The organism is Pseudomonas sp. MF6396 (assembly GCF_002018915.1).
In the GTDB taxonomy this organism is placed as follows: Bacteria; Pseudomonadota; Gammaproteobacteria; order Pseudomonadales; family Pseudomonadaceae; genus Aquipseudomonas; species Aquipseudomonas palmensis.
In genome coordinates this window covers 177,489-199,344 of record NZ_MVOK01000007.1, presented here as the reverse complement: position 1 = coordinate 199,344, position 21,856 = coordinate 177,489, and the positions used below count along the sequence as shown (strand labels likewise).

19 protein-coding genes and 1 pseudogene are annotated in these 21,856 nt (G+C 65.9%); 18 read left to right on the top strand and 2 right to left on the bottom strand.

Going from position 1 to position 21,856, the window contains the following annotated elements; translation table 11 throughout:
• Positions 1 to 18 precede the first annotated feature (18 nt).
• The 17 genes and pseudogenes from paaG (at position 19) to MF6396_RS09715 (ending at position 18,493) form a co-directional block, all read left to right on the top strand.
• The gene (gene paaG, locus MF6396_RS09795; protein ID WP_043863010.1) at positions 19 to 810 is read left to right on the top strand and encodes a 2-(1,2-epoxy-1,2-dihydrophenyl)acetyl-CoA isomerase PaaG; all 792 of its coding nucleotides are present in this window, start codon (positions 19 to 21) and stop codon (positions 808 to 810) included.
• A gap of 2 nt (positions 811 to 812) precedes the next feature.
• Complete coding sequence (gene paaH, locus MF6396_RS09790; protein ID WP_078480201.1) at positions 813 to 2,378, top strand: 3-hydroxyacyl-CoA dehydrogenase PaaH; 1,566 nt, start codon at positions 813 to 815, stop codon at positions 2,376 to 2,378.
• Positions 2,371 to 2,820 carry a hydroxyphenylacetyl-CoA thioesterase PaaI gene (gene paaI / locus MF6396_RS09785; RefSeq protein WP_043863008.1) on the top strand — a complete coding sequence of 150 codons (450 nt, stop codon included), beginning with the start codon at positions 2,371 to 2,373 and terminating at the stop codon, positions 2,818 to 2,820. Before paaH ends, paaI begins: the two co-directional genes overlap by 8 nt.
• A complete protein-coding gene (gene pcaF, locus MF6396_RS09780) occupies positions 2,813 to 4,018 on the top strand; it encodes a 3-oxoadipyl-CoA thiolase (RefSeq protein WP_078480200.1) in 1,206 nt (401 codons plus the stop codon). Before paaI ends, pcaF begins: the two co-directional genes overlap by 8 nt.
• An 82-nt stretch (positions 4,019 to 4,100) precedes the next feature.
• Complete coding sequence (paaK, locus tag MF6396_RS09775; protein ID WP_054915437.1) at positions 4,101 to 5,417, top strand: phenylacetate--CoA ligase PaaK; 1,317 nt, start codon at positions 4,101 to 4,103, stop codon at positions 5,415 to 5,417.
• A 229-nt stretch (positions 5,418 to 5,646) separates the two neighbouring features.
• Positions 5,647 to 6,636 carry a 1,2-phenylacetyl-CoA epoxidase subunit PaaA gene (paaA, locus tag MF6396_RS09770; RefSeq protein WP_054915436.1) on the top strand — a complete coding sequence of 330 codons (990 nt, stop codon included), beginning with the start codon at positions 5,647 to 5,649 and terminating at the stop codon, positions 6,634 to 6,636.
• Between the two features lie 25 nt (positions 6,637 to 6,661).
• Positions 6,662 to 6,943, top strand: a complete 282-nt coding sequence (paaB, locus tag MF6396_RS09765; RefSeq protein WP_043863004.1) for a 1,2-phenylacetyl-CoA epoxidase subunit PaaB — start codon at positions 6,662 to 6,664, stop codon at positions 6,941 to 6,943.
• Positions 6,944 to 6,951: 8 nt separating this feature from the next.
• On the top strand, positions 6,952 to 7,716 hold the full coding sequence (paaC, locus tag MF6396_RS09760) for a 1,2-phenylacetyl-CoA epoxidase subunit PaaC (protein WP_078480199.1): 765 nt from the start codon (positions 6,952 to 6,954) through the stop codon (positions 7,714 to 7,716).
• Complete coding sequence (gene paaD, locus MF6396_RS09755; protein ID WP_054915435.1) at positions 7,703 to 8,236, top strand: 1,2-phenylacetyl-CoA epoxidase subunit PaaD; 534 nt, start codon at positions 7,703 to 7,705, stop codon at positions 8,234 to 8,236. Before paaC ends, paaD begins: the two co-directional genes overlap by 14 nt.
• A gap of 31 nt (positions 8,237 to 8,267) precedes the next feature.
• On the top strand, positions 8,268 to 9,344 hold the full coding sequence (paaE, locus tag MF6396_RS09750) for a 1,2-phenylacetyl-CoA epoxidase subunit PaaE (RefSeq protein ID WP_043863001.1): 1,077 nt from the start codon (positions 8,268 to 8,270) through the stop codon (positions 9,342 to 9,344).
• Between the two features lie 118 nt (positions 9,345 to 9,462).
• Positions 9,463 to 9,771: a DUF485 domain-containing protein gene (locus MF6396_RS09745; protein WP_043863000.1), complete on the top strand. Its 309-nt coding sequence runs from the start codon at positions 9,463 to 9,465 to the stop codon at positions 9,769 to 9,771.
• Positions 9,762 to 11,330 (top strand): annotated as a pseudogene (locus tag MF6396_RS09740) (cation acetate symporter); the annotation flags it as partial. The gene MF6396_RS09745 and the pseudogene MF6396_RS09740, both read left to right, overlap by 10 nt.
• 31 nt (positions 11,331 to 11,361) lie before the next feature.
• On the top strand, positions 11,362 to 12,603 hold the full coding sequence (locus MF6396_RS09735; protein WP_043862998.1) for an OprD family porin: 1,242 nt from the start codon (positions 11,362 to 11,364) through the stop codon (positions 12,601 to 12,603).
• A gap of 32 nt (positions 12,604 to 12,635) precedes the next feature.
• Entirely contained in the window at positions 12,636 to 14,690 is a 2,055-nt protein-coding gene (gene paaZ / locus MF6396_RS09730; protein ID WP_078480198.1) for a phenylacetic acid degradation bifunctional protein PaaZ, read from the top strand.
• Between the two features lie 235 nt (positions 14,691 to 14,925).
• Complete coding sequence (locus MF6396_RS09725) at positions 14,926 to 17,019, top strand: PQQ-dependent dehydrogenase, methanol/ethanol family (protein ID WP_078480197.1); 2,094 nt, start codon at positions 14,926 to 14,928, stop codon at positions 17,017 to 17,019.
• A gap of 89 nt (positions 17,020 to 17,108) precedes the next feature.
• Positions 17,109 to 17,975 carry a transporter gene (locus tag MF6396_RS09720; protein WP_078480196.1) on the top strand — a complete coding sequence of 289 codons (867 nt, stop codon included), beginning with the start codon at positions 17,109 to 17,111 and terminating at the stop codon, positions 17,973 to 17,975.
• Between the two features lie 128 nt (positions 17,976 to 18,103).
• Positions 18,104 to 18,493, top strand: coding sequence for a hypothetical protein (locus MF6396_RS09715; RefSeq protein WP_153046072.1), 390 nt, complete (start codon positions 18,104 to 18,106; stop codon positions 18,491 to 18,493).
• Between the two features lie 95 nt (positions 18,494 to 18,588).
• On the opposite strand, the gene MF6396_RS09710 is transcribed toward MF6396_RS09715, so the two are convergent.
• A complete protein-coding gene (locus MF6396_RS09710; RefSeq protein WP_058541126.1) occupies positions 18,589 to 19,836 on the bottom strand; it encodes an MFS transporter in 1,248 nt (415 codons plus the stop codon).
• Positions 19,837 to 19,939: 103 nt separating this feature from the next.
• Here MF6396_RS09710 and MF6396_RS09705 point away from each other — a divergent pair, with 103 nt between their 5' ends.
• Positions 19,940 to 20,908: an AraC family transcriptional regulator gene (locus MF6396_RS09705; protein ID WP_078480194.1), complete on the top strand. Its 969-nt coding sequence runs from the start codon at positions 19,940 to 19,942 to the stop codon at positions 20,906 to 20,908.
• A gap of 126 nt (positions 20,909 to 21,034) precedes the next feature.
• Here MF6396_RS09705 and MF6396_RS09700 read toward each other — a convergent pair whose 3' ends face one another.
• Positions 21,035 to 21,343, bottom strand: a complete 309-nt coding sequence (locus MF6396_RS09700; RefSeq protein WP_078480193.1) for a DUF3077 domain-containing protein — start codon at positions 21,341 to 21,343, stop codon at positions 21,035 to 21,037.
• Between the last annotated feature and the right edge of the window lie 513 nt (positions 21,344 to 21,856).

Below are 21,856 nucleotides of genomic sequence, written 5' to 3'. Positions count from 1 at the left end.
TTGCGAGCGGTACTGGTCATGACCTTCGAGCACATTCTTTTCGACATAGACGACGGCGTGGCCTTTCTGCGCCTGAACCGTCCCGAGCAACTCAACAGCTTCAACGCGCAGATGCACGCCGAAGTGAAGGAGGCGCTCAAGCAGGTACGCGCCAATGCCCAGGTGCGTGTGCTGCTGCTTACCGGTGAAGGGCGCGGCTTCTGTGCCGGGCAGGACCTGTCCGACCGCAACGTTGCGCCCGGTGCGCAGATGCCCGACCTGGGCGAGTCCATCGAAAAATTCTACAACCCGCTGATTCGCGCCCTGCGCGATTTACCGCTGCCGGTGATCTGCGCGGTCAACGGCGTGGCCGCCGGCGCCGGGGCGAACATCCCGCTGGCCTGCGACCTGGTGCTGGCGGCGCGGTCGGCCAGCTTCATCCAGGCGTTCTGCAAACTCGGCCTGGTGCCCGACTCGGGCGGTACCTGGTTCCTGCCGCGGCTGGTCGGCGTGGCGCGGGCCAAGGCCCTGGCGCTGCTGGGCAACAAGCTGTCGGCCGAGCAGGCCGAGCAGTGGGGGCTGATCTACCGCTGCGTCGACGACGAGGCCCTGCGCGACGAGGCCCTGGGCCTGGCGCGACAGCTGGCGACACAGCCCACCTCGGGCCTGGCACTGATCAAGCGCGGGCTCAATGCCAGCCTGGACAACAGCCTTGACCAGCAACTGGACCTGGAGCGCGACCTGCAACGCCTGGCCGGGCGCAGCGAGGACTACCGCGAGGGCGTGGCCGCCTTCATGGCCAAGCGCGCCCCCGTGTTCAAGGGGTGCTGAGCATGAGCGCACTGGACACAAGCGTTGTGGTGGCGGTGATCGGTGCCGGGGCCATGGGCGCCGGCATTGCCCAGGTGGCGGCGCAGGCCGGGCATCCGGTGCTGCTGCACGACAGCCGCCCGGGGGCGGCGAGCGCGGCCATCGAGGGGCTGGGTGTGCAACTGGGCAAGCGGGTGGAGAAGGGCAAGCTCGACCCCGCGCAGCGCGAGGCCACTTTGGCGCGCCTGCACGCGGTGCAGGCGCTCGACGAGCTGGCGGATGCGGGGCTGGTGATCGAGGCCATCGTCGAGAACCTCGACGCCAAGCGTGAGCTGTTCGCTCGCCTGGAAGCAATCTGCACGGCCGACTGCGTGCTGGCCAGCAACACCTCGTCGCTGTCGATCACCCGCATCGCGGCCGGCCTGGCGCGGCCCGAGCGGTTCGTGGGCGTGCACTTCTTCAACCCTGCGCCGGTCATGGCGCTGGTCGAGATCGTCTCGGGGCTGGCCACGGCGCCGCAGGTAGCGGCCAGCCTGTATGCAACGGCCAGGGCCTGGGGCAAGGCGCCGGTGCATGCCAGCTCCAGCCCGGGCTTCATCGTCAACCGCGTGGCGCGCCCGTTCTATGCCGAAAGCCTGCGTCTGTTGCAGGAGGGTGCGGCCGAGTGCGCCACGCTGGATGCGCTGATGCGCGAGGCCGGCGGTTTTCGCATGGGCGCGTTCGAGCTGACCGACCTGATCGGGCATGACGTCAACTACGCGGTCACCTGTTCGGTGTTCGATGCCTATTACGGCGACATGCGCTTCCAGCCGTCGCTGATCCAGGCGGCGCTGGTGGATGCCGGCCGGCTGGGGCGCAAGAGTGGGCAGGGGTTCTATGACTATGGGCCCTCGGCCGCGCGCCCGGTGGTCAGCGAGCTGCGCAGTGGTTTGCGCATCGAGGCCTGCGAAGTCGAAGGCGACCTGGGCATTGCGCAGGGCTTGCTGGCGCGTATCGAGGCGCACGGCATCAAGAAGGTGGCGCGGGTCGAGCCCGCGCCCACCGGTCGTTGTGGGAGCGGGCTTGACCCGCGATGCGGGCGCGCAGTCATACGCGTGGGCGACGCCGTGCTAGCCCTGACCGACGGTCGCCTGGCCAGCCAGCGCGCCCGCGACGAAGGCTTGCACAACCTCGTGCTGTTCGACCTGGCGCTGGACTACGCCACCGCCGGGCGCATCGGCATCAGCTGGTCCGCCGACACCACCCCCGCTGCCCGCGACCAGGCTGTGGCCTTGCTGCAGGCCGCGGGCCTGGTGGTCAGCCCGCTGGCCGACGTGCCGGGGCTGCTGGTGATGCGCACCGTGGCCATGCTTGCCAACGAAGCCGCCGACGCGGTGCTGCAGGGCGTGGCCACGGCGGCGGATGTCGACCTGGCCATGCGCAAGGGCGTGAACTACCCCCAAGGCCCGCTGGCCTGGGCAGACGCCATCGGCCCGACGCAGGTGCTGGCGGTACTCGACAATCTGCAGGCCGCCTACGGCGAAAGCCGCTACCGGCCATCACTGCTGCTGCGGCGCACGGTCGCCGAGGGGAGGGCATTGCATGACTGACCTGAACGCCACCGAGCTTGCCAGCCAATGTGCCCAGGCCATGCTCGCCCGTGACCGCGCCAGCCTCGCGCTGGGCATGCAACTGCTGAGCGTCGCGCCGGGCAGGGCGCGCCTGAGCATGCCGGTGCGCGCCGACATGATCCAGGGCCATGGCACCTGCCATGGCGGCTACATCTTCACCCTGGCCGACTCGGCGTTTGCCGTGGCCTGCAACACCTACAACCAGGTCACCATCGGCCTGGGCTGCAGCATCGACTACATCGCCCCGGCACTGATGGGCGACACGCTCAATGCAAGTTGCGTCGAGCAGAGCCGTGGTGGACGCACCGGCAACTACGACGTGCGTGTGGAAAACCAGAACGGGCAGCTGATCGCGCTGTTCCATGGCAAATCTTACAAGGTGCAAGGCACAGTGCTTGCCCAGGAGACCGCAGATGAATGACGCCCTTATCATCGACGCCGTGCGCACCCCCATCGGGCGCTATGCCGGCGCGCTGAGCACGGTACGTGCCGACGACCTGGGCGCGGTGCCGCTGCGTGCGCTGATGGCGCGCCACCCGCAGGTGGACTGGTCGCAGGTGGACGACGTGCTGTTCGGCTGCGCCAACCAGGCCGGCGAAGACAATCGCAACGTGGCGCGCATGTCGGCGCTGCTGGCCGGCCTGCCGATGGAAGTGCCGGGCACCACGGTCAACCGCCTGTGCGGCTCGGGCATGGACGCCATCGGCCTGGGCGCACGCTCGATCCGCAGTGGCGAAGCCGGCCTGCTGCTGGTGGGCGGGGTAGAGTCGATGTCGCGCGCACCGCTGGTGATGGGCAAGGCCGAACAGGCCTTCTCGCGCCAGGCGCAACTGTACGACACCACCATTGGCTGGCGCTTCGTCAACGCCGCGATGGAAAAGGCGTATGGTATCGACTCGATGCCGGAGACTGCCGAAAACGTCGCCGCACAGTTCGGCATTTCCCGTGCCGACCAGGACGCCTTCGCCCTGCGCAGCCAGCAACGTGCGGCGGCTGCCCAGGCCAGCGGGCGCCTGGCGCAGGAGATCGTGCCGGTGTCGATTGCCCAGCGCAAGGGCGAGCCCAGGCGCGTCGAGCACGACGAACACCCGCGTGGCGACACCACGCTGCAGATGCTGCAACGCCTGGGTACGCCGTTTCGCGAGGGCGGCAGTGTCACGGCGGGCAATGCCTCGGGGGTCAACGACGGTGCCTGTGCGCTGCTGCTGGCAAGCCCGGCACAGGCTGCGCGCTTCGGGCTCAAGGCCCGGGGGCGGGTGGTGGCGATGGCCACGGCTGGCGTCGAGCCGCGCATCATGGGCATCGGCCCGGTGCCGGCCACGCGCAAGGTACTGGAACTGGCCAACCTGAACCTGGCCGACATGGATGTCATCGAGCTGAACGAAGCCTTCGCCGCGCAGGGCCTGGCGGTGCTGCGCGAGCTCGGGCTGGCTGACGACGACCCGCGGGTCAACCCCAATGGCGGCGCCATCGCCCTGGGGCATCCGCTGGGCATGAGCGGCGCTCGCCTGGTGACCACCGCACTGGTGGAACTGGAGCAGCGCGGCGGGCGGTACGCGCTGTGCACGATGTGCATCGGCGTGGGGCAGGGTATCGCGATGATCATCGAACGAACCTGAGCCGGCAACACAGCGGGAGCCGTGCAGCTCCCACACTCGGGCCCGTCAGGGGCTGAACCATAAAAAGAATCAGAGTGAACACATGAACATGGCCGCCTTGAACACTGCTGTACTCGACCCGCTGGAGACCGCCAGCATCGATGAACTGCGCCAGCACCAGCTTGACCGCCTGCGCTGGAGCCTGTCCCACGCCTACCAGAACGTGCCGCTGTACCGCCAGCGCTTCGACCAGTTGGGGGTGCACCCCGACGAGGTGCGTTCGCTGGACGACCTGGCCCGATTCCCGTTCACCACCAAGACCGACCTGCGCGACAACTACCCCTACGGCATGTTCGCCGTGCCCATGCATGACGTGGTGCGGGTGCACGCCTCCAGCGGCACCACCGGCAAGCCGACGGTGGTGGGCTACACGCAGAACGATATCGACACCTGGGCCAACGTGGTGGCGCGCTCGATCCGCGCCGCGGGCGGGCGCAAGGGCGACAAGGTGCATGTGTCGTATGGCTACGGGCTGTTCACCGGCGGGCTGGGCGCGCATTACGGCGCCGAACGCCTGGGCTGCACGGTGATCCCGATGTCGGGCGGGCAGACCGAGAAGCAGGTGCAGCTGATCAACGACTTTCAGCCGGACATCATCATGGTCACGCCCTCGTACATGCTCAACCTGGCCGACGAGATCGAGCGCCAGGGGCTGGACCCGCACAAGCTGGCGCTGCGCCTGGGGATCTTCGGTGCCGAGCCGTGGACCGACGAGCTGCGTCGCTCCATCGAGCAGCGCATGGGCATCACTGCGCTGGATATCTACGGGCTGTCGGAAATCATGGGCCCGGGCGTGGCCATGGAGTGCGCCGAGACCAAGGACGGGCCGACCCTCTGGGAAGACCACTTCTACCCCGAAATCATCGACCCGGTGACCGGTGCGGTGCTGCCCGACGGGCAGATGGGCGAGCTGGTGTTCACCTCGCTGAGCAAGGAGGCGCTGCCGATGATCCGCTACCGCACCCGCGACCTGACGCGCCTGTTGCCCGGCACCGCGCGGCCAATGCGGCGCATCGACAAGATCACCGGGCGCAGCGACGACATGCTCATCGTGCGTGGGGTCAACGTGTTCCCGACCCAGGTCGAGGAACAGGTTCTGAAAATAAAACAGTTTTCAGAGTGCTATGAGATTTATCTGTATCGTGATGGAAATCTCGACACGGTGGATGTGCACGTGGAGCTGCGTGCCGAATGCCAGCACTACGACGAGGCCCAGCGCAGGCTGCTGACCGCCGAGCTGGGCAAGCAGATCAAGACCTACATCGGCATCAGCACGCGCATCGTGCTGCAGCCGTTGGGCACGCTGAAACGTTCGGAAGGCAAGGCCTGTCATGTGTACGACAAGCGTCTGGCCAGCTGATAGCTGATGGCTGCCGAAGCCCCGACCTGGTCGGGGCTTTTTTTTGTTCTTGGGTAAAGCGTGTTCCTGTGGGAGCGGGCTTGACCCGCGATGGAGCGCGTAGCGGTCCGCTTTCAGAGCAAAGCGATACAAAAAAACATTAGATACACTAAAAAGCTGTTTGATATTGAATTGTGTATCGCTTATAAATACTCCCATGCCCAACCAGCCTTGAGGCGGGAGCCCGAACATGTACGCACAGCTTGTCGAAACCGGCGTCAAACGCATCAAGTCCCTGGACGAGATGTCGCCCCAGGAACGTGCCTTCCAGGAAAAGATCGACGCCGAAATCAAGATCGAAGCCAAGAACTGGATGCCCGACGCCTACCGTCAGACCCTCATCCGCCAGATTTCCCAGCACGCCCACTCCGAGATCGTCGGCATGCTGCCCGAGGGCAACTGGGTCACCCGTGCCCCGACCCTCAAGCGCAAGCTGCAGCTGATGGCCAAGATCCAGGACGAAGCCGGCCACGGCCTGTACCTGTACAGCGCCATGGAAACCCTGGGTGCCGATCGCGACGAAGAGATCGCCAAGCTGCACAGCGGCAAGGCCAAGTACTCCAGCATCTTCAACTACCCGACCCTCAACTGGGCCGACATGGGCGCGGTGGGCTGGCTGGTGGATGGCGCGGCCATCGTCAACCAGGTGGTGCTGCAGCGCACCTCCTACGGCCCCTACGCACGGGCCATGGTGCGCATCTGCAAGGAAGAGAGCTTTCACCAGCGCCAGGGCTACGAGATTCTGCTGACCATGATGCGCCACGGCACCCAGGCCCAGAAGGACATGGTGCAGGACGCGATCAACCGCCTGTGGTGGCCGGCGCTGATGATGTTCGGCCCCAGCGACGACAACTCGCCCAACAGCGCGCAGTCGATGGCCTGGAAGATCAAGCGCCAGAGCAACGACGAACTGCGCCAGCGCTTCGTCGACCAGACCATCCCGCAGCTCGAACTGCTGGGCTGCACCGCCCCCGACCCCGACCTGAAGTGGAACGCCGAGCGCGGCCACTACGATTTCGGCGCCATCCAGTGGCAGGAATTCTTCGACGTGCTCAAGGGCAACGGCCCGTGCAACCAGGAACGCCTGGCCACCCGGCGCAATGCCATCGAAAGCGGCGCCTGGGTGCGTGAAGCCGCCGTCGCCTACGCCCGCAAACAACAGAACAAGAACGCCGCCTGAACCGGCGACTGATGGGAGATACACGATGTCTGTCTGGACCCTCTACGAAGTGTTCGTGCGCAGCAAGCACGGCCTGAACCACAAGCATGTGGGCAGCGTGCATGCCGCCGACGACGCCATGGCCATCGAGAACGCCCGCGAGCTGTACACCCGCCGCAGCGAAGGCGTAAGCCTGTGGGTGGTGCCCTCGGCGCTGATCGTGGCCTCCTCGCCGGACGAGAAGGACCCGCTGTTCGACCCGGCCGACGACAAGGTCTACCGGCACGCCAGCTTCTACGAGCTGCCCGACGAAGTCGGACACATGTGAGGTCGACCATGAACAGCACCCAAGACGATCTGATCCATTACCTGCTGCTGCTGGGCGACAGCGCCCTGATCCAGGGCCAGCGCCTGTGCGAGTGGTGCGGCAAGGCGCCGGCCATCGAGGAAGAGCTGGCGCTGATGAACGTCGGCCTGGACCTGGTGGGCCAGGCGCGCAACTGGCTGGACTACGCCGCCGAGCTGCTGGCCGACGGCCGCGATGCCGACGACCTGGCGTTTCGCCGCGACGAGCGCGCCTACCGCAACCTGCTGCTGGTGGAGCAGCCCAACGGCGATTTCGCCGTGACCATGGCCAAGCAGTTCCTGTTCGACGCCTGGCACCTGCAGGTGCTCAAGGGCCTGTGCGACTCCACCGACCTGCGCATCGCCGGCATCGCCGCCAAGGCGCTCAAGGAGGTCACCTACCACCTGCGTCGCTCCAGTGAATGGGTGCAGCGCCTGGGTGGCGGCACCGACGAAAGTCGCCGGCGCATGCTCGCGGCCATCGCGCAGGTGTGGCGCTTCACCGTGGAGCTGGCCAGCGGCAGCGAGGCTGAAACCCGCCTGGCCGCAGCGGGCATCGGCGTCGACCCGGCGCAGGTCGGCGCGGCCTGGCTGCACCAGGTCGAGGCCACCTTCGCCTCGGTCGAACTGCCGCTGCCGCCTGCGGCCAGCCACTTCTACCTCAGCGGACGTACCGGCATGCACACCGAGCACCTGGGCATCCTGCTGGCCGAAATGCAGTTTTTGCCACGGGCCTACCCCGATGCAACCTGGTGAGCTGATCGCCAGCGACCACGGTGCGCGGGCACTGCGGGCCGATGACCTGAGCCACGCCTGGACGGTGCTGGAGCAGGTGATGGACCCGGAAGTGCCGGTGGTCAGCGTGGTCGACCTCGGGATAGTGCGCGACCTGCACTGGCAGGCCGGCCACCTGCACCTTGTGGTCACGCCGACCTATTCGGGCTGCCCGGCCACCGAGGTGATCGAGGGCGATATCCGCCAGGCGCTGGAGCAGGCCGGGTTCGCCGCGCCGTGCCTGGAGCGGCGCCTGACGCCGGCCTGGAGCACCGACTGGATCACCGAGCAGGGGCGCGAGCGCCTGCGTGCCTATGGCATCGCGCCGCCCGTGGGCAGTGCCAGCAAGCGCAGCCTGCTGGGCGAGAGCCCGCAGGTGCTGTGCCCGGTGTGCGCCAGCAGCCACACCGAGCTGCTCAGCCAGTTCGGCTCCACGGCCTGCAAGGCCCTGTACCGGTGCCGCGAGTGCCTGGAACCTTTCGACTATTTCAAATGCATCTGAGCGCGCTGGCGCCGTGCAGCGGGAGAACAGCATGAGTCAATTTCACAGCCTGACCATCAAGGATGTGCGCGCCGAGACCCGCGATGCGGTGTCGATTGCCTTCGAAGTGCCGGCGCACCTGCAGGACGATTTCCGTTTCACCCAGGGCCAGTACCTGGTGATGCGCACGCAACTGGACGACGAGGAAGTGCGCCGTTCGTACTCGATCTGCAGCGGCGTGGAAGACGGCGAGCTGCGCGTGGCGATCAAGCGCGTGGCCGGCGGGCGCTTCTCGGCGTTTGCCAACGAGGTGCTCAAGGTCGGCCACAGCCTCGAAGTGATGCCGCCTTCGGGCAGCTTCCACGTGCCACTGGACCCGACCCGTCGCGGCAACTACCTGGCGGTGGCGGCGGGCAGCGGCATCACGCCGATCCTGTCGATCATCAAGACCACCCTGGAGCGCGAACCCGACAGCCGCTTCACTTTGCTCTACGGCAACCGCTCAAGCTCCGGCGCGCTGTTTCGCGACAAGCTCGAAGACCTGAAGAACCGCTACCTGCAACGCCTGAACCTGATCTTCGTGTTCAGCCGCGAGCAGCAGGACGTGGACCTGTACAACGGGCGCATCGACGCCGACAAGTGCGGTCAGCTGTTCTCGCGCTGGCTCGACCCCAGGGCGCTGGACGCCGCCTTCATCTGCGGCCCGCAGGCGATGACCGAGACCGTGCGCGACAGCCTCAAGGCCAATGGCATGGCGGGGGAGAAGATCCATTTCGAGCTGTTTGCAGCGGCGGGCGACGAACGCAAGCGTGAAGCCCGCGAGGCGGCACGCCAGCTGGACGCCGCCGTCAGCCAGATCACCGTGATCAGCGACGGTCGGGCGCTGGCCTTCGACCTGCCGCGCAACACCGTCAGCGTGCTGGATGCCGGCAATGCCATCGGCGCCGAGCTGCCGTACTCGTGCAAGGCCGGGGTGTGCTCGACCTGCAAGTGCAAGGTCATCGAAGGGGAGGTGGAGATGGACAGCAACCACGCCCTGGAGGACTACGAAGTGGCGGCGGGGTATGTGCTGTCGTGCCAGACGTACCCGGTCAGCGACAGGGTGGTGCTGGACTTCGATCAGGTCTGATAACGCGTCGGTCCCATCGCCGGCAAGGCCGGCTCCTACACGGCGATGAGGCCCGCCTGAACACCGCAACACCTGTGTGCCCTGAAAACTAAAACAACAACACCAAGAGAGCGCCCCAATGACCCCCGAAGACATCGACAGCATCTGCAAGCACCCCGACTTCAAGCAACTGGTACGGCGCAAGCAGCGCCTGAACTGGTCGCTGACCCTGGCCATGCTGGTCATCTACTACGGCTTCGTGCTGCTGGTGGCGTTCTCCCCCAGCACCCTGGGGCAATCGCTCAGCGGCGGCGTGACCACCGTCGGCATGCTGGTCGGCGTGCTGGTGGTGCTGGTGTCCTTCGGCCTCACCGGGATCTACGTGTACCGCGCCAACAACGTGCTCGACCCGCTCAACGACAAGGTCCGCCAGGAGTGCGCGAAATGAACTGGACAGCCATCAGCATGTTCCTGCTGTTCGTCGTGTTCACCCTGGGCATCACCCGCTGGGCCGCACAGCGCACCCGCTCGGCCAGTGACTTCTACACCGCAGGCGGCGGCCTCACCGGCTTTCAGAACGGCCTGGCCATCGCCGGCGACATGATCAGCGCCGCCTCGTTCCTGGGCATTTCCGCGATGATGTTCCTCAACGGCTACGATGGCCTGCTGTACGCCCTGGGCGTGCTGGCCGGCTGGCCGATCATCCTGTTCCTGATTGCCGAGCGCCTGCGCAACCTGGGCAAGTACACCTTCGCCGACGTGGTGTCGTACCGCCTGGACCAGACCCCGGTACGCCTGACCTCGGCCCTGGGCACCCTGACCGTGGCACTGATGTACCTGGTGGCGCAGATGGTCGGCGCCGGCAAGCTGATCGAGCTGCTGTTCGGCATCAGCTACCTGTATGCGGTGATGCTGGTGGGCGTGCTGATGGTGTTCTACGTGACCTTCGGCGGCATGCTCGCCACCACCTGGGTACAGATCATCAAGGCCGTGCTGCTGCTCTCGGGCACCAGCTTCATGGCGTTCATGGTGCTCAAGCACTTTGGTTTCAGCACCGAGGCGATGTTCAGCGCCGCCACCGAGGTGCACGCCAAGGGCACCGCGATCATGGCCCCGGGCGGGCTGCTGTCCAACCCCATCGACGCGATTTCCCTGGGCCTGGGCATGATGTTCGGCACCGCCGGGCTGCCGCATATCCTGATGCGCTTCTTCACCGTGAGTGACGCCAAGCAAGCGCGCAAGAGCGTGTTCTACGCCACCGGCTTCATCGGCTACTTCTACCTGCTGCTGATCATGGTGGGCTTCGGCGCCATCGTGATGGTCGGCACCGACGCAAGCTACCGCGACGTCAACGGCGCGATCATCGGCGGCGGCAACATGATCGCCGTGCACCTGGCCCAGGCCGTGGGCGGCAACCTGTTCCTGGGCTTCATCTCGGCCGTGGCCTTCGCCACCATCCTGGCGGTGGTGGCCGGGCTGGCGTTGTCCGGCGCCTCGGCGGTGTCCCACGACCTGTACGCCTGCGTGATCCGCAAGGGCCAGGCCACCGAGAAGCAAGAGATGCGCGTGTCGCGCATCGCCACCCTGGCCATCGGCGTGCTGGCGATCATCCTGGGCCTGATGTTCGAGTCGCAGAACATCGCGTTCCTGTCCGGGCTGGTGCTGGCGATTGCCGCCTCGGTGAATTTCCCGGTGCTGTTCCTCTCGATGTACTGGAAGGGCCTGACCACCCGTGGCGCGGTGATCGGCAGCATGAGCGGGCTGGTCTCGGCCATCGTGCTGCTGGTGCTCAGCCCGGCGGTGTGGGTCAACGTGCTGCACAACGAAACGGCGCTGTTCCCCTACAGCAACCCGGCGCTGTTCTCCATGAGCCTGGCGTTCCTGGGCGCCTGGGTGTTCTCGGTCACCGACACCTCGGAGCGGGCAGCGCAGGAACGCGGCCGCTACCTGGCGCAGTTCATCCGCTCGATGACCGGCATCGGTGCCGCAGGCGCAAGCAAACACTAATAAACCAAAACGATTGTCGGGTATAAAAATAATGAACCACATTCGCTTCATGCCGGCTTCGCTGCTGGCCGGCTTTGCCTTGCCCCTGGTCGCCGCGCCGGCCCTGGCCGACTTCATCGACGACAGCCATGCCAAGGTCGAGTTGCGCAACCACTACATCAACCGCGATTTTCGCCAGAGCAACGCGCCGCAATCCAAGGCCGAGGAGTGGGCCCAGGGCTTTACCGTGAAGTTCGAGTCCGGCTTCACCGATGGCCCGATCGGGGTAGGCGTCGACGCCATGGGGCAACTGGGCATCAAGCTCGACTCCAGCCGTGATCGGCGCGGCACCGGGCTGCTGCCGTTCGGGCCAGACAGCCTGGAACCGGCCGACGACTACAGCGAGCTGGGCCTGACCGCCAAGCTGCGCGCCTCAAAGAGCGTGCTGCGCCTGGGTACCTTGCAGCCGATCCTGCCGGTGGTGGTGTACAACGACACCCGCCTGCTGGCCGCAAGCTTTCAGGGCGGCCTGCTGACCAGCCAGGAGATCGACGGCCTGACGTTCAACGCCGGGCGGCTGACCAAGGCCAACCTGCGCGATTCCTCCAGCCGCGACGACATCGGCTACGGCGCGGCCAGCAGCGACCGCTTCGATTTTGGTGGCGGCACCTATGCCTTCACCCCGCAACTGAACCTGACCTACTACTACGCCAAGCTCGACCAGATCTACCGTCAGCAGTTCGTCGGCCTGGTGCACACCCAGCCGCTGGGCGAGGGCCTGAGCCTGCGCAGCGACCTGCGCTATTTCGACAGCCGTGGCGACGGCGCCGAGCGGGCAGGGCGCATCGACAACCGCAACTTCAACGGCATGTTCACCCTGGCCAGCGGCGCGCACAAGGTCAGTGCCACCTTCCAGCAGATGTCGGGCGACAGCGCCTTCCCGTTCCTCAACGGCGGCGACCCGTACACCGTCAACCTGGTGACCTACAACACCTACACCCGCGCCGGGCTCGACTCCTGGCAACTGCGCTACGACTACGACTTCGTCGCCCTGGGCATTCCGGGCCTGAGCTTCATGACCCGCTACACCGACGGGCGTCATGCCAGGACCGCGACCGTGGACAACGGCCGCGAGCGCGAACGCGACACCGACATCACCTACGTGGTGCAGAGCGGCCCGTTGAAGAACGTCAGCCTGCGCTGGCGCAACGTCACCTTCCGCTCAGGCAACGGCTTGACCAACAGCCTGGACGAGAACCGCCTGATCATCGGCTACACCCTGGCGCTGTGGTAAGCGCGCCCCTTAAAAGAACCGGAGGACACCTCATGTCTGTTGCCCCAACCTTGCAAAGCTTCATCGCCGGCCGCTGGCTCGGCCAGCATGGCGCGCAGCCGCTGCGCAGCGCCCTGGACGGGCACGTATTGGCGTACAGCCATGAAGAGCGGCCCGACTTTGCCGAAGCCATCGAGCATGCGCGCCGTGAGGGCCTGCGCAGCCTGATGGCGATGGACTTCCAGCAGCGTGCCGCGCGGCTCAAGGCCCTGGCGCTGTACCTGGCCGAGCGCAATGAACAGCTCTACGCACTGTCCCACCACAGCGGCGCTACCCGCGCCGACAGCTGGATCGACATCGAGGGCGGCAACGCCACGCTGTTCGCCTATGCCGGCATCGGCAGCCGCGAACTGCCCTCGGGCAACCTGCTGCACGAAGGCCCGGCCATCCCGCTGGGCAAGCAGGGCACCTTCGCCGGCAGCCACATCCTGGTGCCGCGTGCGGGGCTTGCGGTGCACATCAACGCGTTCAACTTCCCGATCTGGGGCGTGCTTGAAAAGTTCGCGCCGACCTTTCTGGCCGGCATGCCGTGCATCGTCAAGCCGGCCACCTCCACCAGCTACCTGACCGAAGCGGTGGTGCGCCTGATGGATGAGTCCGGCCTGCTGCCGGCCGGCAGCCTGCAACTGGTGGTGGGCAGCACCGGCGACCTGCTCGACCGCCTGCAAGGCCAGGACGTGGTGACCTTCACCGGTTCTGCCGACACCGCGGCCAAGCTGCGGGTGACCCCGAACCTGATCCGCCACTCGGTGCCGTTCACCGCCGAGGCCGACTCGCTCAACTGCGCGATCCTGGGCCCGGACGTGAAGCCGGACGATGCCGAGTTCGACCTGTACATCAAGGAAGTGGTACGCGAGATGACCACCAAGGCGGGGCAGAAGTGCACCGCCATCCGCCGCGCCATCGTGCCGGCCAAGCACCTGGACGCCGTGGCCACGCGCCTGCGCGAGCGCCTGAGCAAGGTAGTGGTGGGCGACCCGTCGGTTGAGGGCGTGCGCATGGGCGCGCTGGCCTCCCATGACCAGCAGCGCGACGTGGGCGAGCGGGTGCGCAGCCTGCTGCAGAGCTGCGACCAGCTGTTCGGCGCCAGCGATGGTTTCGAGCCACGGGGCGAGGGCGTGAGCGAAGGGGCGTTCTTTGCGCCGACCCTGCTGCAGGCACGCGACCCGCATGCCGACGGCGGTGCCCACGACATCGAGGCCTTCGGCCCGGTGAGCACGCTGATGGCCTACCACGACCTGGACGAAGCGCTGGCGCTGGCCGCGCGCGGCAAGGGCAGCCTGGTGGCCAGCCTGGTGACCGCCGACCGCGAGGTGGCAGCCAAGGCCATTCCGGTGGCTGCGGCCTGGCACGGTCGGTTGCTGATCCTCGACAGCGAGGCGGCGGCGGAGTCCACCGGGCACGGTTCGCCCTTGCCGCAGCTCAAGCACGGCGGCCCTGGGCGTGCCGGTGGCGGCGAAGAGCTGGGCGGGCTGCGGGCGGTCAAGCACTACCTGCAGCGTGCGGCAGTGCAGGGTTCGCCGAGCATGCTGATGGCGGTGACCGGCGAGTATGTGCGCGGTGCCCAGGTGTACGAGAGCGAGGTGCACCCGTTCCGTCGTCACTTCGAAGAGCTGCGCATCGGCGAGTCGCTGCTGACCCATCGGCGTACCGTGACCGAGGCGGACCTGGTGAACTTCGGCTGCCTGTCGGGGGATCATTTCTACATGCACTTCGACGACATTGCGGCCAGGCAATCGCAGTTCGGCAAGCGCATTGCGCATGGCTACTTCGTGCTGTCGGCGGCGGCGGGGCTGTTCGTCTCGCCGGGCGAGGGGCCGGTGCTGGCCAACTATGGCCTGGACACCCTGCGTTTCATCAGCCCGGTGGGCATTGGCGACACCATCCAGGCGCGCCTGACCTGCAAGCGCAAGATCGACCAGGGCAAATCCAGCCCGCTGGGCCAGCCGCAAGGGGTGGTGGCGTGGGATGTGGAAGTGACCAACCAGCTGGGTGAGCTGGTGGCCAGCTACGACATCCTGACGCTGGTGCTCAAGCGCCCGGTGTAACGCCGAGCGCTGCGCGCTCGATCGCGGGTCAAGCCCGCTCCCACAAGGATTATCGCCATCCCTGTGGGAGCGGGCTTGACCCGCGATGGGCTACGCAGCAGCCTCCGCAATATGGCACGCACACAAAAATACCTGGCACACACGCAAGCGCTTTACCCCCTCCGACTTTGCTCTAATCCCGTCATGGCCTGCCACGCCACTCATTGATCCACCCAGAACGGGATAACAATAAAAAATGAAACGCTTGATGCCGCTTGCCGTGCTCTACGTGTCAACGCTCGCCCACGCCGGCACGCCCGGCAACATCGACGCCAACCGACTGCTCAACGCCAACCAGGACGCCGCCAACTGGCTCGCCCACGGGCGTACCTACGACGAACAACGCTTCAGCCCGCTGACCCGCATCAACGACCAGAACGTCGCCGGGCTTGGCCTGGCCTGGACGCAGAAGCTCGACATCGATCGCGGTACCGAAGCCACCCCCATCGTGGTAGACGGCGTGATGTACACCACCGGTGCCTTCAGCATCGTGTATGCCTTCGACGCCGCCAGCGGCAAGCCGCTGTGGAAGTACGACCCCAAGATCCCCATGGAGAAACTCAGCCAGGGCTGCTGCGACGTGGTCAACCGCGGTGTGGCCGTGTGGCAGGGCAAGGTCTACGTGGGCAGCTTCGATGGGCGCCTGATCGCCCTCGATGCGGCCACCGGCAAGGAGGTGTGGAGCGTCGACACCGTTCTGGACCCCAACAAGAGCTACACCATCACCGGCGCCCCGCGCATCGTCAAAGGCAAGGTGCTGATCGGCAACGGCGGCGCCGAGTTCGGCGTGCGCGGCTATATCACCGCCTACGATGCCGAGACCGGCAAGCAGGCCTGGCGCTTCTTCACCGTGCCCGGCGACCCGGCGCTGCCACCGGAAAACGAGGCCATGGCCAAGGCCATGAAAACCTGGAAGGGCAATGGCTGGGTCAAGTGGGGCGGTGGCGGCACCGTATGGGACTCGATGTCCTACGACCCCGAGCTGGACCTGCTGTACGTGGGCACCGGCAACGGCTCGCCGTGGAACTACCAGTTCCGCAGCCAGGGCGAGGGCGACAACCTGTACCTGTCGTCGATCGTCGCGCTGCGCCCGGAAACCGGCGAGTACGTGTGGCACTTCCAGGTGACGCCCGGCGATCGCTGGGACTTCACCGCCACCCAGCAGATCGTGCTGGCCGACATCCAGATCGACGGCAAGACCCGCAAGGTGCTGATGCAGGCACCCAAGAACGGGTTCTTCTACGTGATCGACCGCACCAACGGCGAGTTCATCTCGGGCAACAACTTCGTGCAGGTGAACTGGGCCAGCGGCCTGGACCCCAAGACCGGGCGCCCCATCCTCACCGACCAGGCCGACTACGCCAAGGCGCCGAAGGTGATACAGCCAAGCTTCCTCGGCGGCCACAGCTGGCACCCGATGTCGTACAACCCCAACACCGGCTATGTGTACATCCCGGCCCAGGACACCGTGGCCGAACTCAAGGCCGCCGACAAGCCGCTGTTCCTGCCGACCAAGTCGGTGGTGAACTTCGGCCTGGACGTGCCCGACCTGCCGGAAGACCCAAAAGTGTTCAACCAGATCCGTAGCGCCTGGCGCGGCCACCTGATTGCCTGGGACCCGGTCAAACAGCAGGCCGCCTGGACCCACGACTATGTCGAGTCCGGCAACGGCGGCACCCTCAGCACCGCCGGCAACCTGGTGTTCCAGGGCACCTCGGACGGCCGCGTCATGGCCTTCAGTGCCGACAAGGGCAAGCAGTTGTGGGAGCACCGCGCCAACTCCGGCGTGCTCGGCGGGCCGGTCACCTATGAGGTCAAGGGCGAGCAGTACGTGGCGTTCATGGCCGGCTGGGGCGGCATCATGCCGCTGATCGCAGGCGGCCTGACCGACAAGGGCAAGGTGCAACCCGAATCCCGCGTGCTGGTGTTCAAGCTTGGCGCCAAGGGCGAACTGCCGCCGCCGCGCAAGGCCCCGGTGCTGCCACCGCAGGTGCCCGCGCTGACCGCTTCGGCGGATGAAATCGCCCAGGGCCGCACCCTGTTCAACGGCATGTGCGGCGCCTGCCACGGCCTCAACGCCGCCAGCGGCGGGGTGATCCCCGACCTGCGCTACCTGAGCCCGGACAAGCACCAGGCCTTCGTCGGCATCGTCAGCGGTGCGTTCATGAGCAAGGGCATGCCGAGCTTTGCCGGGGTACTGGACATGCCGCAGATGCAACTGATCCAGCAATACATCATCAAGCGCAGCCTTGACCTGCGCGCCGCCGCCGACGCCACTGCGGCGCAGTAAGCCACCCCTCGACCCCGCTCGCCAGGCGTGCGAGCGGGGCAGCCTCAACCCGTTCCAATAACAATTAACCGGTAGACAGGTGACCCCCCATGAAAGCGCTTTGGCACAAAGGCGGCGCATTGCCGTGCTCGCTGTTCCTTGCCCTGTGCGCCAGCCCCGCGCTGGCCGATGTACGCCCCGACTCCGGCGACTATGCCGCGCTGCCACCGGGCACCGACCTGGCCTTGCTGTACCAGCAGAACCCGCGCATCGACCGCTCGTACATGGGCGGCAAGCGCGCCGCCGACAACCTCGACCTGGACCTGACCGTGGGCGTGCTGCGTCTGGTGCACTTCACCGAGTTCTTCAACACCGGCCTGATCTGGGACCCGCAGATCATCATCCCCTACGGCCATCAGGAAATCGGCGCCACCGGCCAGAAGAACAGCGGCCTGGGCGACATCACCTTCGGCGCCACGGTGTGGAGCCTGGCCGACATGGAGCGCAACCGCCACCTGGGCTGGTCGCTGTTCGTCACCGCGCCCACCGGCGCCGACAAGAACCAGGGCTTTGCCCTGAGCGGCAACCGCTGGGCGGCGGACTTCCAGGTGGGCTATGTGCACGGCTTCAACGAGCGCTGGACGTGGGACGTGATCGCCGAGACCGAGTTCTACCAGGAGCAGCGCGACACCGGTGCGCACCGTGACCCGCTGATCCAGTTGCACAACCACCTGCGCTACAACTTCACCCCGGCCACCTCGGTGGCGCTGTCGTACCGGCACAACTGGGGCTCGCGCGAGACGCTGGACGGGCAGACCCTGGAAACCAGCCACAACAACGGCACGGTCGGCCTGTCGGCGACCACCATGCTGGGCAAGCAGTGGCAGGTAATGGGGCAGTACTGGCGGGATGTGGACGTGCGCTCGGGGCCGATGACCGACCATTCGCTGCAGTTCAGGTTGGCGTATATCTACTGAGGCGAGCCTGACGCACACCGGGTGAGGGGCACCCGGTGTGGTCACACGCCATGGCCGGGCTTAGACTGCGTGGCTTGGGCCTGTCAGTCGCCACGCGCGGGGCCGGACACTTGAACTGTGACGTGAACATGAAGCTCAAACTGTGCCTGCTGCTGCTTGTCTGCCCACCGCTGATGGCCCAGGAGCTCGCCTGCCAACTGGGTGGCAAGATCGTTCCCGTTGCCGAGTATCGGCAGCCGACCCCTGTCTTCACCCGGCTGAAAAATGACGGGCATCCGATGACGGCCTTCGGCTTTTCAATTGCGCACAGTCAGGTGCTGGGGGCCGACAAAGCCGCGCGTGACTATTGCCAGTCGCTGATCGCAACAACGCGCACCGTTCTGTTGTCAGGTCAGTACCCGGCTGATCACTTTCACCCGGGCCAGACCCTGTCGCTCAAGCATGTGCATCGCGACCGCCATGTCTGGCCTTACTGGCCAGACTATTACTGGCTCGCAGATAGCCCCCAGGGCCGCTGACCGATTCTTCGCTGCCGTGTCGCCTGGCGTGTATCGACCAAGGGGAGGGCGGCGCGCAAGGCGCTATCGCGGATCGGCGCCGCAGAGCTGAATCATCAGTGGCGTGCCGACCGGTTCAGCACAGCGGCCTCTACCGAAGGAACTCGCACCCGCAGTGCAATCAGCAACGCGGCCAGCAGCATCAGCACGGCCGCCGCCACGAATACGCCTGCGCTGCCACCGAGGCTGAACATTGCCCCACCCGCGGCTGCGCCTGTGGCGATGGCCGACTGTACCGACGCTACCACCATGCCCCCGGCGCTTTCCGCCTGGTCAGGGACCGCGTTGGCGACCCAGTTCGACCACGCCACCGGCACACCGCCAAAGGCCAGGCCCCACACCGCCAGCAGTACGGCCTGCCCTGGCACCGACGCCGGCAACAGGACCAGCGCCAGTGCCGCAACGCCCACCAGCGCCGGCATCGACACCAGGGTGGCCAACGGGTGGCGAGCAAGCATCCACCCGGCCACCAGGGTGCCGACAAAGTTCGCCACACCAAAACCCAGCAGCATCAGCGACAGCCCCTGCGGGCCAATGCCGGTCGTGCCTTCGAGAAATGGCCGAACATACGTGAACATCGCGAAGTGGCCGCTGTGCACCAGCACACAACCGAACATCCCCATGGCAATGCCTGGGCGCAGCAATACTTCAAGCACTGTGCGCAGGCGTGCCGGGCGGCGCGGCGCAAGGCTCGGCAGCGTGATTGACTGGAACGCCAGGGTCACCACCCCCACCGCCGCCGCTGCAAAGAACGCGCTGCGCCAGCCATATAGCCCACCCAGATAACTACCCAGCGGGACCGCAACCACCGTCCCGATGGCGATGCCACTGAAAATGATCGAGAGCGCTCGCGGCAACAACGCCCCCGGCACCAGACGCATCGCCACCGCCGCCGCCATGCTCCAGAACCCGCCAAGCGCGATGCCCAGCAAGATACGCATCAGCAACAGCACCACGAAACTGGAGGAAACGGCGACCAACAGATTGGACGCGATCATCAACGTGGAAAAACCCAGCAACACCCAGCGGCGATCGATGCTGCGAGTCAGGCCTGGCACCAACAGGCCGGCGAACAGCGCCACCACGGCTGTCACCGTTACCGCCTGGCCAGCCAGCGCTTCGGATACCCCCAGCTCGGTCGCCATTGGCGTCAACAGGCTGGCCGGAAGGTACTCCGCGGTCAGCAAGCCGAACACGCCCATGGCCAGCGAGAACACGGCCATCCACGCGGGGGTTGCAGGTTCTGCATCCGGCCCGGCGCCGGGACGGCTGTCGGGTACGGCATTGCAAACAAGGTCAGTCATTGCACGGATCTCCCAATCTTCAATTGCGACCCGCAGTCTAGGCGCGAGAATCCGGATGATCTATGATCGAAAAACTCGATTTTTTGACCAGAACACCTGAATCATGCCGACGGACCCATCTGCCTTCTCTTCCGATCTCATCAACGAGCTGTTGCGCGGCATGCGCCTGCGCGGTGTCGACTACCGGCGTATCCAGGCGGGCCCGGCCTTCGGCTTGGGCTTCGCTGCCAAACCCGGGCATGCCTGGTTCCACTTCCTGGCGGTCGGCAACGCGGTGCTGCGCATGGAAGACGGCACAACCTATGCGCTGTGCGCCGGTAACGCTGTCTTCATCTCCCATGGCGCGGCCCATCAATTGCTCTCGGATACACACGTGCCCGTGCAGCAAATCGACCTTCTGGACGGCGAGCCTCTGGGCGACGCCGTCAGCGCGGTGGACACCGGAACCGATGCCGGCGCCATGCCGGCCACGCTTTTGTTCAGTGGCTGCATGGAGTTCGAATTGGGCAGCCTGCATGGCCTTGGCAAGCTGATGCCGGGCCTGATGCTGATTGATGCCGGCGGCCAGCGTTACCCCGGGCTGGTGCCGATTCTCACCACCATGGAGCGCGAGGTCAGCGCCGCACGCATCGGCTTCGCCGGCATCCTCGCGCGGTTGGCCGACGTGGTCGCCGCCATGGTCGTTCGAGGTTGGGTCGAGTGCGCCTGCGGTAACGCCTCTGGCCTGGTTGCCGCCCTGCGCGATCCGCGCCTGGCTGGTGCACTGCTGGCGCTGCATCAACAGCCGGGCCGCGACTGGACCGTCGAGCAGTTGGCGGAGCAATGCAATACGTCCCGCTCGGTCTTTGCGGAGCGTTTTCAATTGACGATTGGCATGACCCCGCTGCGCTACGTCACCGAAGTGCGAATGCGGCTTGCCAGCCAGTGGCTGACGCTGGAAAGGTTGCCGATTGAAGAGGTCGCGCAGCGTTTGGGCTATACGTCTCAGGCGGCGTTCAGTCGGGCGTTCAAGCGTGTTACGGGTAAGACGCCTGGGTTGAGTCGCAGGTTGAGGCAGTCGGCTGCCGTCTGAAGCTGAGTGGGATGGGCGAGTGGGCCATCTTGGGCGGCCTTGGCACTATTTGAGACAAGGCCGAACGCGGTCGCTCGCACCTCTTTGCTTTCGATAGGCCGCGTGTGCGGCCCGTGTGTTGCGTCATCAGTTACTGACCGCTTTCGCCTCCATGCCATCAAGCACCGACTCGATCAATGCGTTGCTCAATTCCAGCGAATGTTGCGAGGCCATCAGCAGGCTTTTGAACTGCTCATCGGCGCGTTCGCAGGCTTGTGCGGTGGTGTCCCTTGCACACTGGATCATGATCGACAGGTAGACCAGCGCATCTTCGAGCTTGATGTCTTCGCGCACGGAAAACAGGGGAGGGTGATCGCCGTGGCAACAGCCGAAGGAGGTGTAGGCGGGTTTGCGCGGGGTGTTGGGGAGTGGGGGATCAGGGACGATTTTTGTCATTGTGCAGCTCCTTGATTGGTGGAGCCGACCAGCATCGTGACCAAACGATGGGTGGCGGCTGTACGCAGGTTGGTCAACCGGGAATCAAGGAACCCGGCGCGCACGAATGCGCCCCACGCACAGCCGCCATAACACGAAACAGCAGACACAAAAAAGCGCCACTGATTCGGATGCGGCGCTTTGTGCGCCTTGATTTATCTCAGGTGACCAAACCTGGACGCTGGATTTACAGCGACTGAGCAAGGTTAACGGGGTTGGGGTGGGGATTCAAGTTTCTGGCAGAGGGAAGGAGGAGGCGTTACCGTCTGAGTGCTGATGCATTCATTTTGACGATCTGGCTTGCTTTTGAATTCAAAGGCTTAAGGCGCGCAGAGCGGCCTGCGCTTGAGGCTGACTAATACGTTGCAGTCTGTTGCGGCAGCTAGAGATTCTGGCCGTATGCGGTCTTGGGTGAAAGACCGCTTACGACCCAAAGCGGACGTAGTCAACCCTGATAATTTGCCGCTCGGCGAG

Bases quoted from the DNA above. Each gene is read 5' to 3' on its own strand.
- MF6396_RS09725 (WP_078480197.1), top strand. From the start codon at position 14,926: ATGAAACGCTTGATGCCGCTTGCCGTGCTCTACGTGTCAACGCTCGCC.
- paaE (WP_043863001.1), top strand. From the start codon at position 8,268: ATGAGTCAATTTCACAGCCTGACCATCAAGGATGTGCGCGCCGAGACC.
- MF6396_RS09745 (WP_043863000.1), top strand. From the start codon at position 9,463: ATGACCCCCGAAGACATCGACAGCATCTGCAAGCACCCCGACTTCAAG.
- MF6396_RS09705 (WP_078480194.1), top strand. From the start codon at position 19,940: ATGCCGACGGACCCATCTGCCTTCTCTTCCGATCTCATCAACGAGCTG.
- MF6396_RS09710 (WP_058541126.1), bottom strand. From the start codon at position 19,836: ATGACTGACCTTGTTTGCAATGCCGTACCCGACAGCCGTCCCGGCGCC.
- paaI (WP_043863008.1), top strand. From the start codon at position 2,371: ATGACTGACCTGAACGCCACCGAGCTTGCCAGCCAATGTGCCCAGGCC.
- paaZ (WP_078480198.1), top strand. From the start codon at position 12,636: ATGTCTGTTGCCCCAACCTTGCAAAGCTTCATCGCCGGCCGCTGGCTC.
- MF6396_RS09735 (WP_043862998.1), top strand. From the start codon at position 11,362: ATGAACCACATTCGCTTCATGCCGGCTTCGCTGCTGGCCGGCTTTGCC.
- MF6396_RS09700 (WP_078480193.1), bottom strand. From the start codon at position 21,343: ATGACAAAAATCGTCCCTGATCCCCCACTCCCCAACACCCCGCGCAAA.
- MF6396_RS09720 (WP_078480196.1), top strand. From the start codon at position 17,109: ATGAAAGCGCTTTGGCACAAAGGCGGCGCATTGCCGTGCTCGCTGTTC.
- paaB (WP_043863004.1), top strand. From the start codon at position 6,662: ATGTCTGTCTGGACCCTCTACGAAGTGTTCGTGCGCAGCAAGCACGGC.
- MF6396_RS09715 (WP_153046072.1), top strand. From the start codon at position 18,104: ATGAAGCTCAAACTGTGCCTGCTGCTGCTTGTCTGCCCACCGCTGATG.
- paaD (WP_054915435.1), top strand. From the start codon at position 7,703: ATGCAACCTGGTGAGCTGATCGCCAGCGACCACGGTGCGCGGGCACTG.
- paaA (WP_054915436.1), top strand. From the start codon at position 5,647: ATGTACGCACAGCTTGTCGAAACCGGCGTCAAACGCATCAAGTCCCTG.
- paaK (WP_054915437.1), top strand. From the start codon at position 4,101: ATGAACATGGCCGCCTTGAACACTGCTGTACTCGACCCGCTGGAGACC.
- paaH (WP_078480201.1), top strand. From the start codon at position 813: ATGAGCGCACTGGACACAAGCGTTGTGGTGGCGGTGATCGGTGCCGGG.
- pcaF (WP_078480200.1), top strand. From the start codon at position 2,813: ATGAATGACGCCCTTATCATCGACGCCGTGCGCACCCCCATCGGGCGC.
- paaG (WP_043863010.1), top strand. From the start codon at position 19: ATGACCTTCGAGCACATTCTTTTCGACATAGACGACGGCGTGGCCTTT.
- paaC (WP_078480199.1), top strand. From the start codon at position 6,952: ATGAACAGCACCCAAGACGATCTGATCCATTACCTGCTGCTGCTGGGC.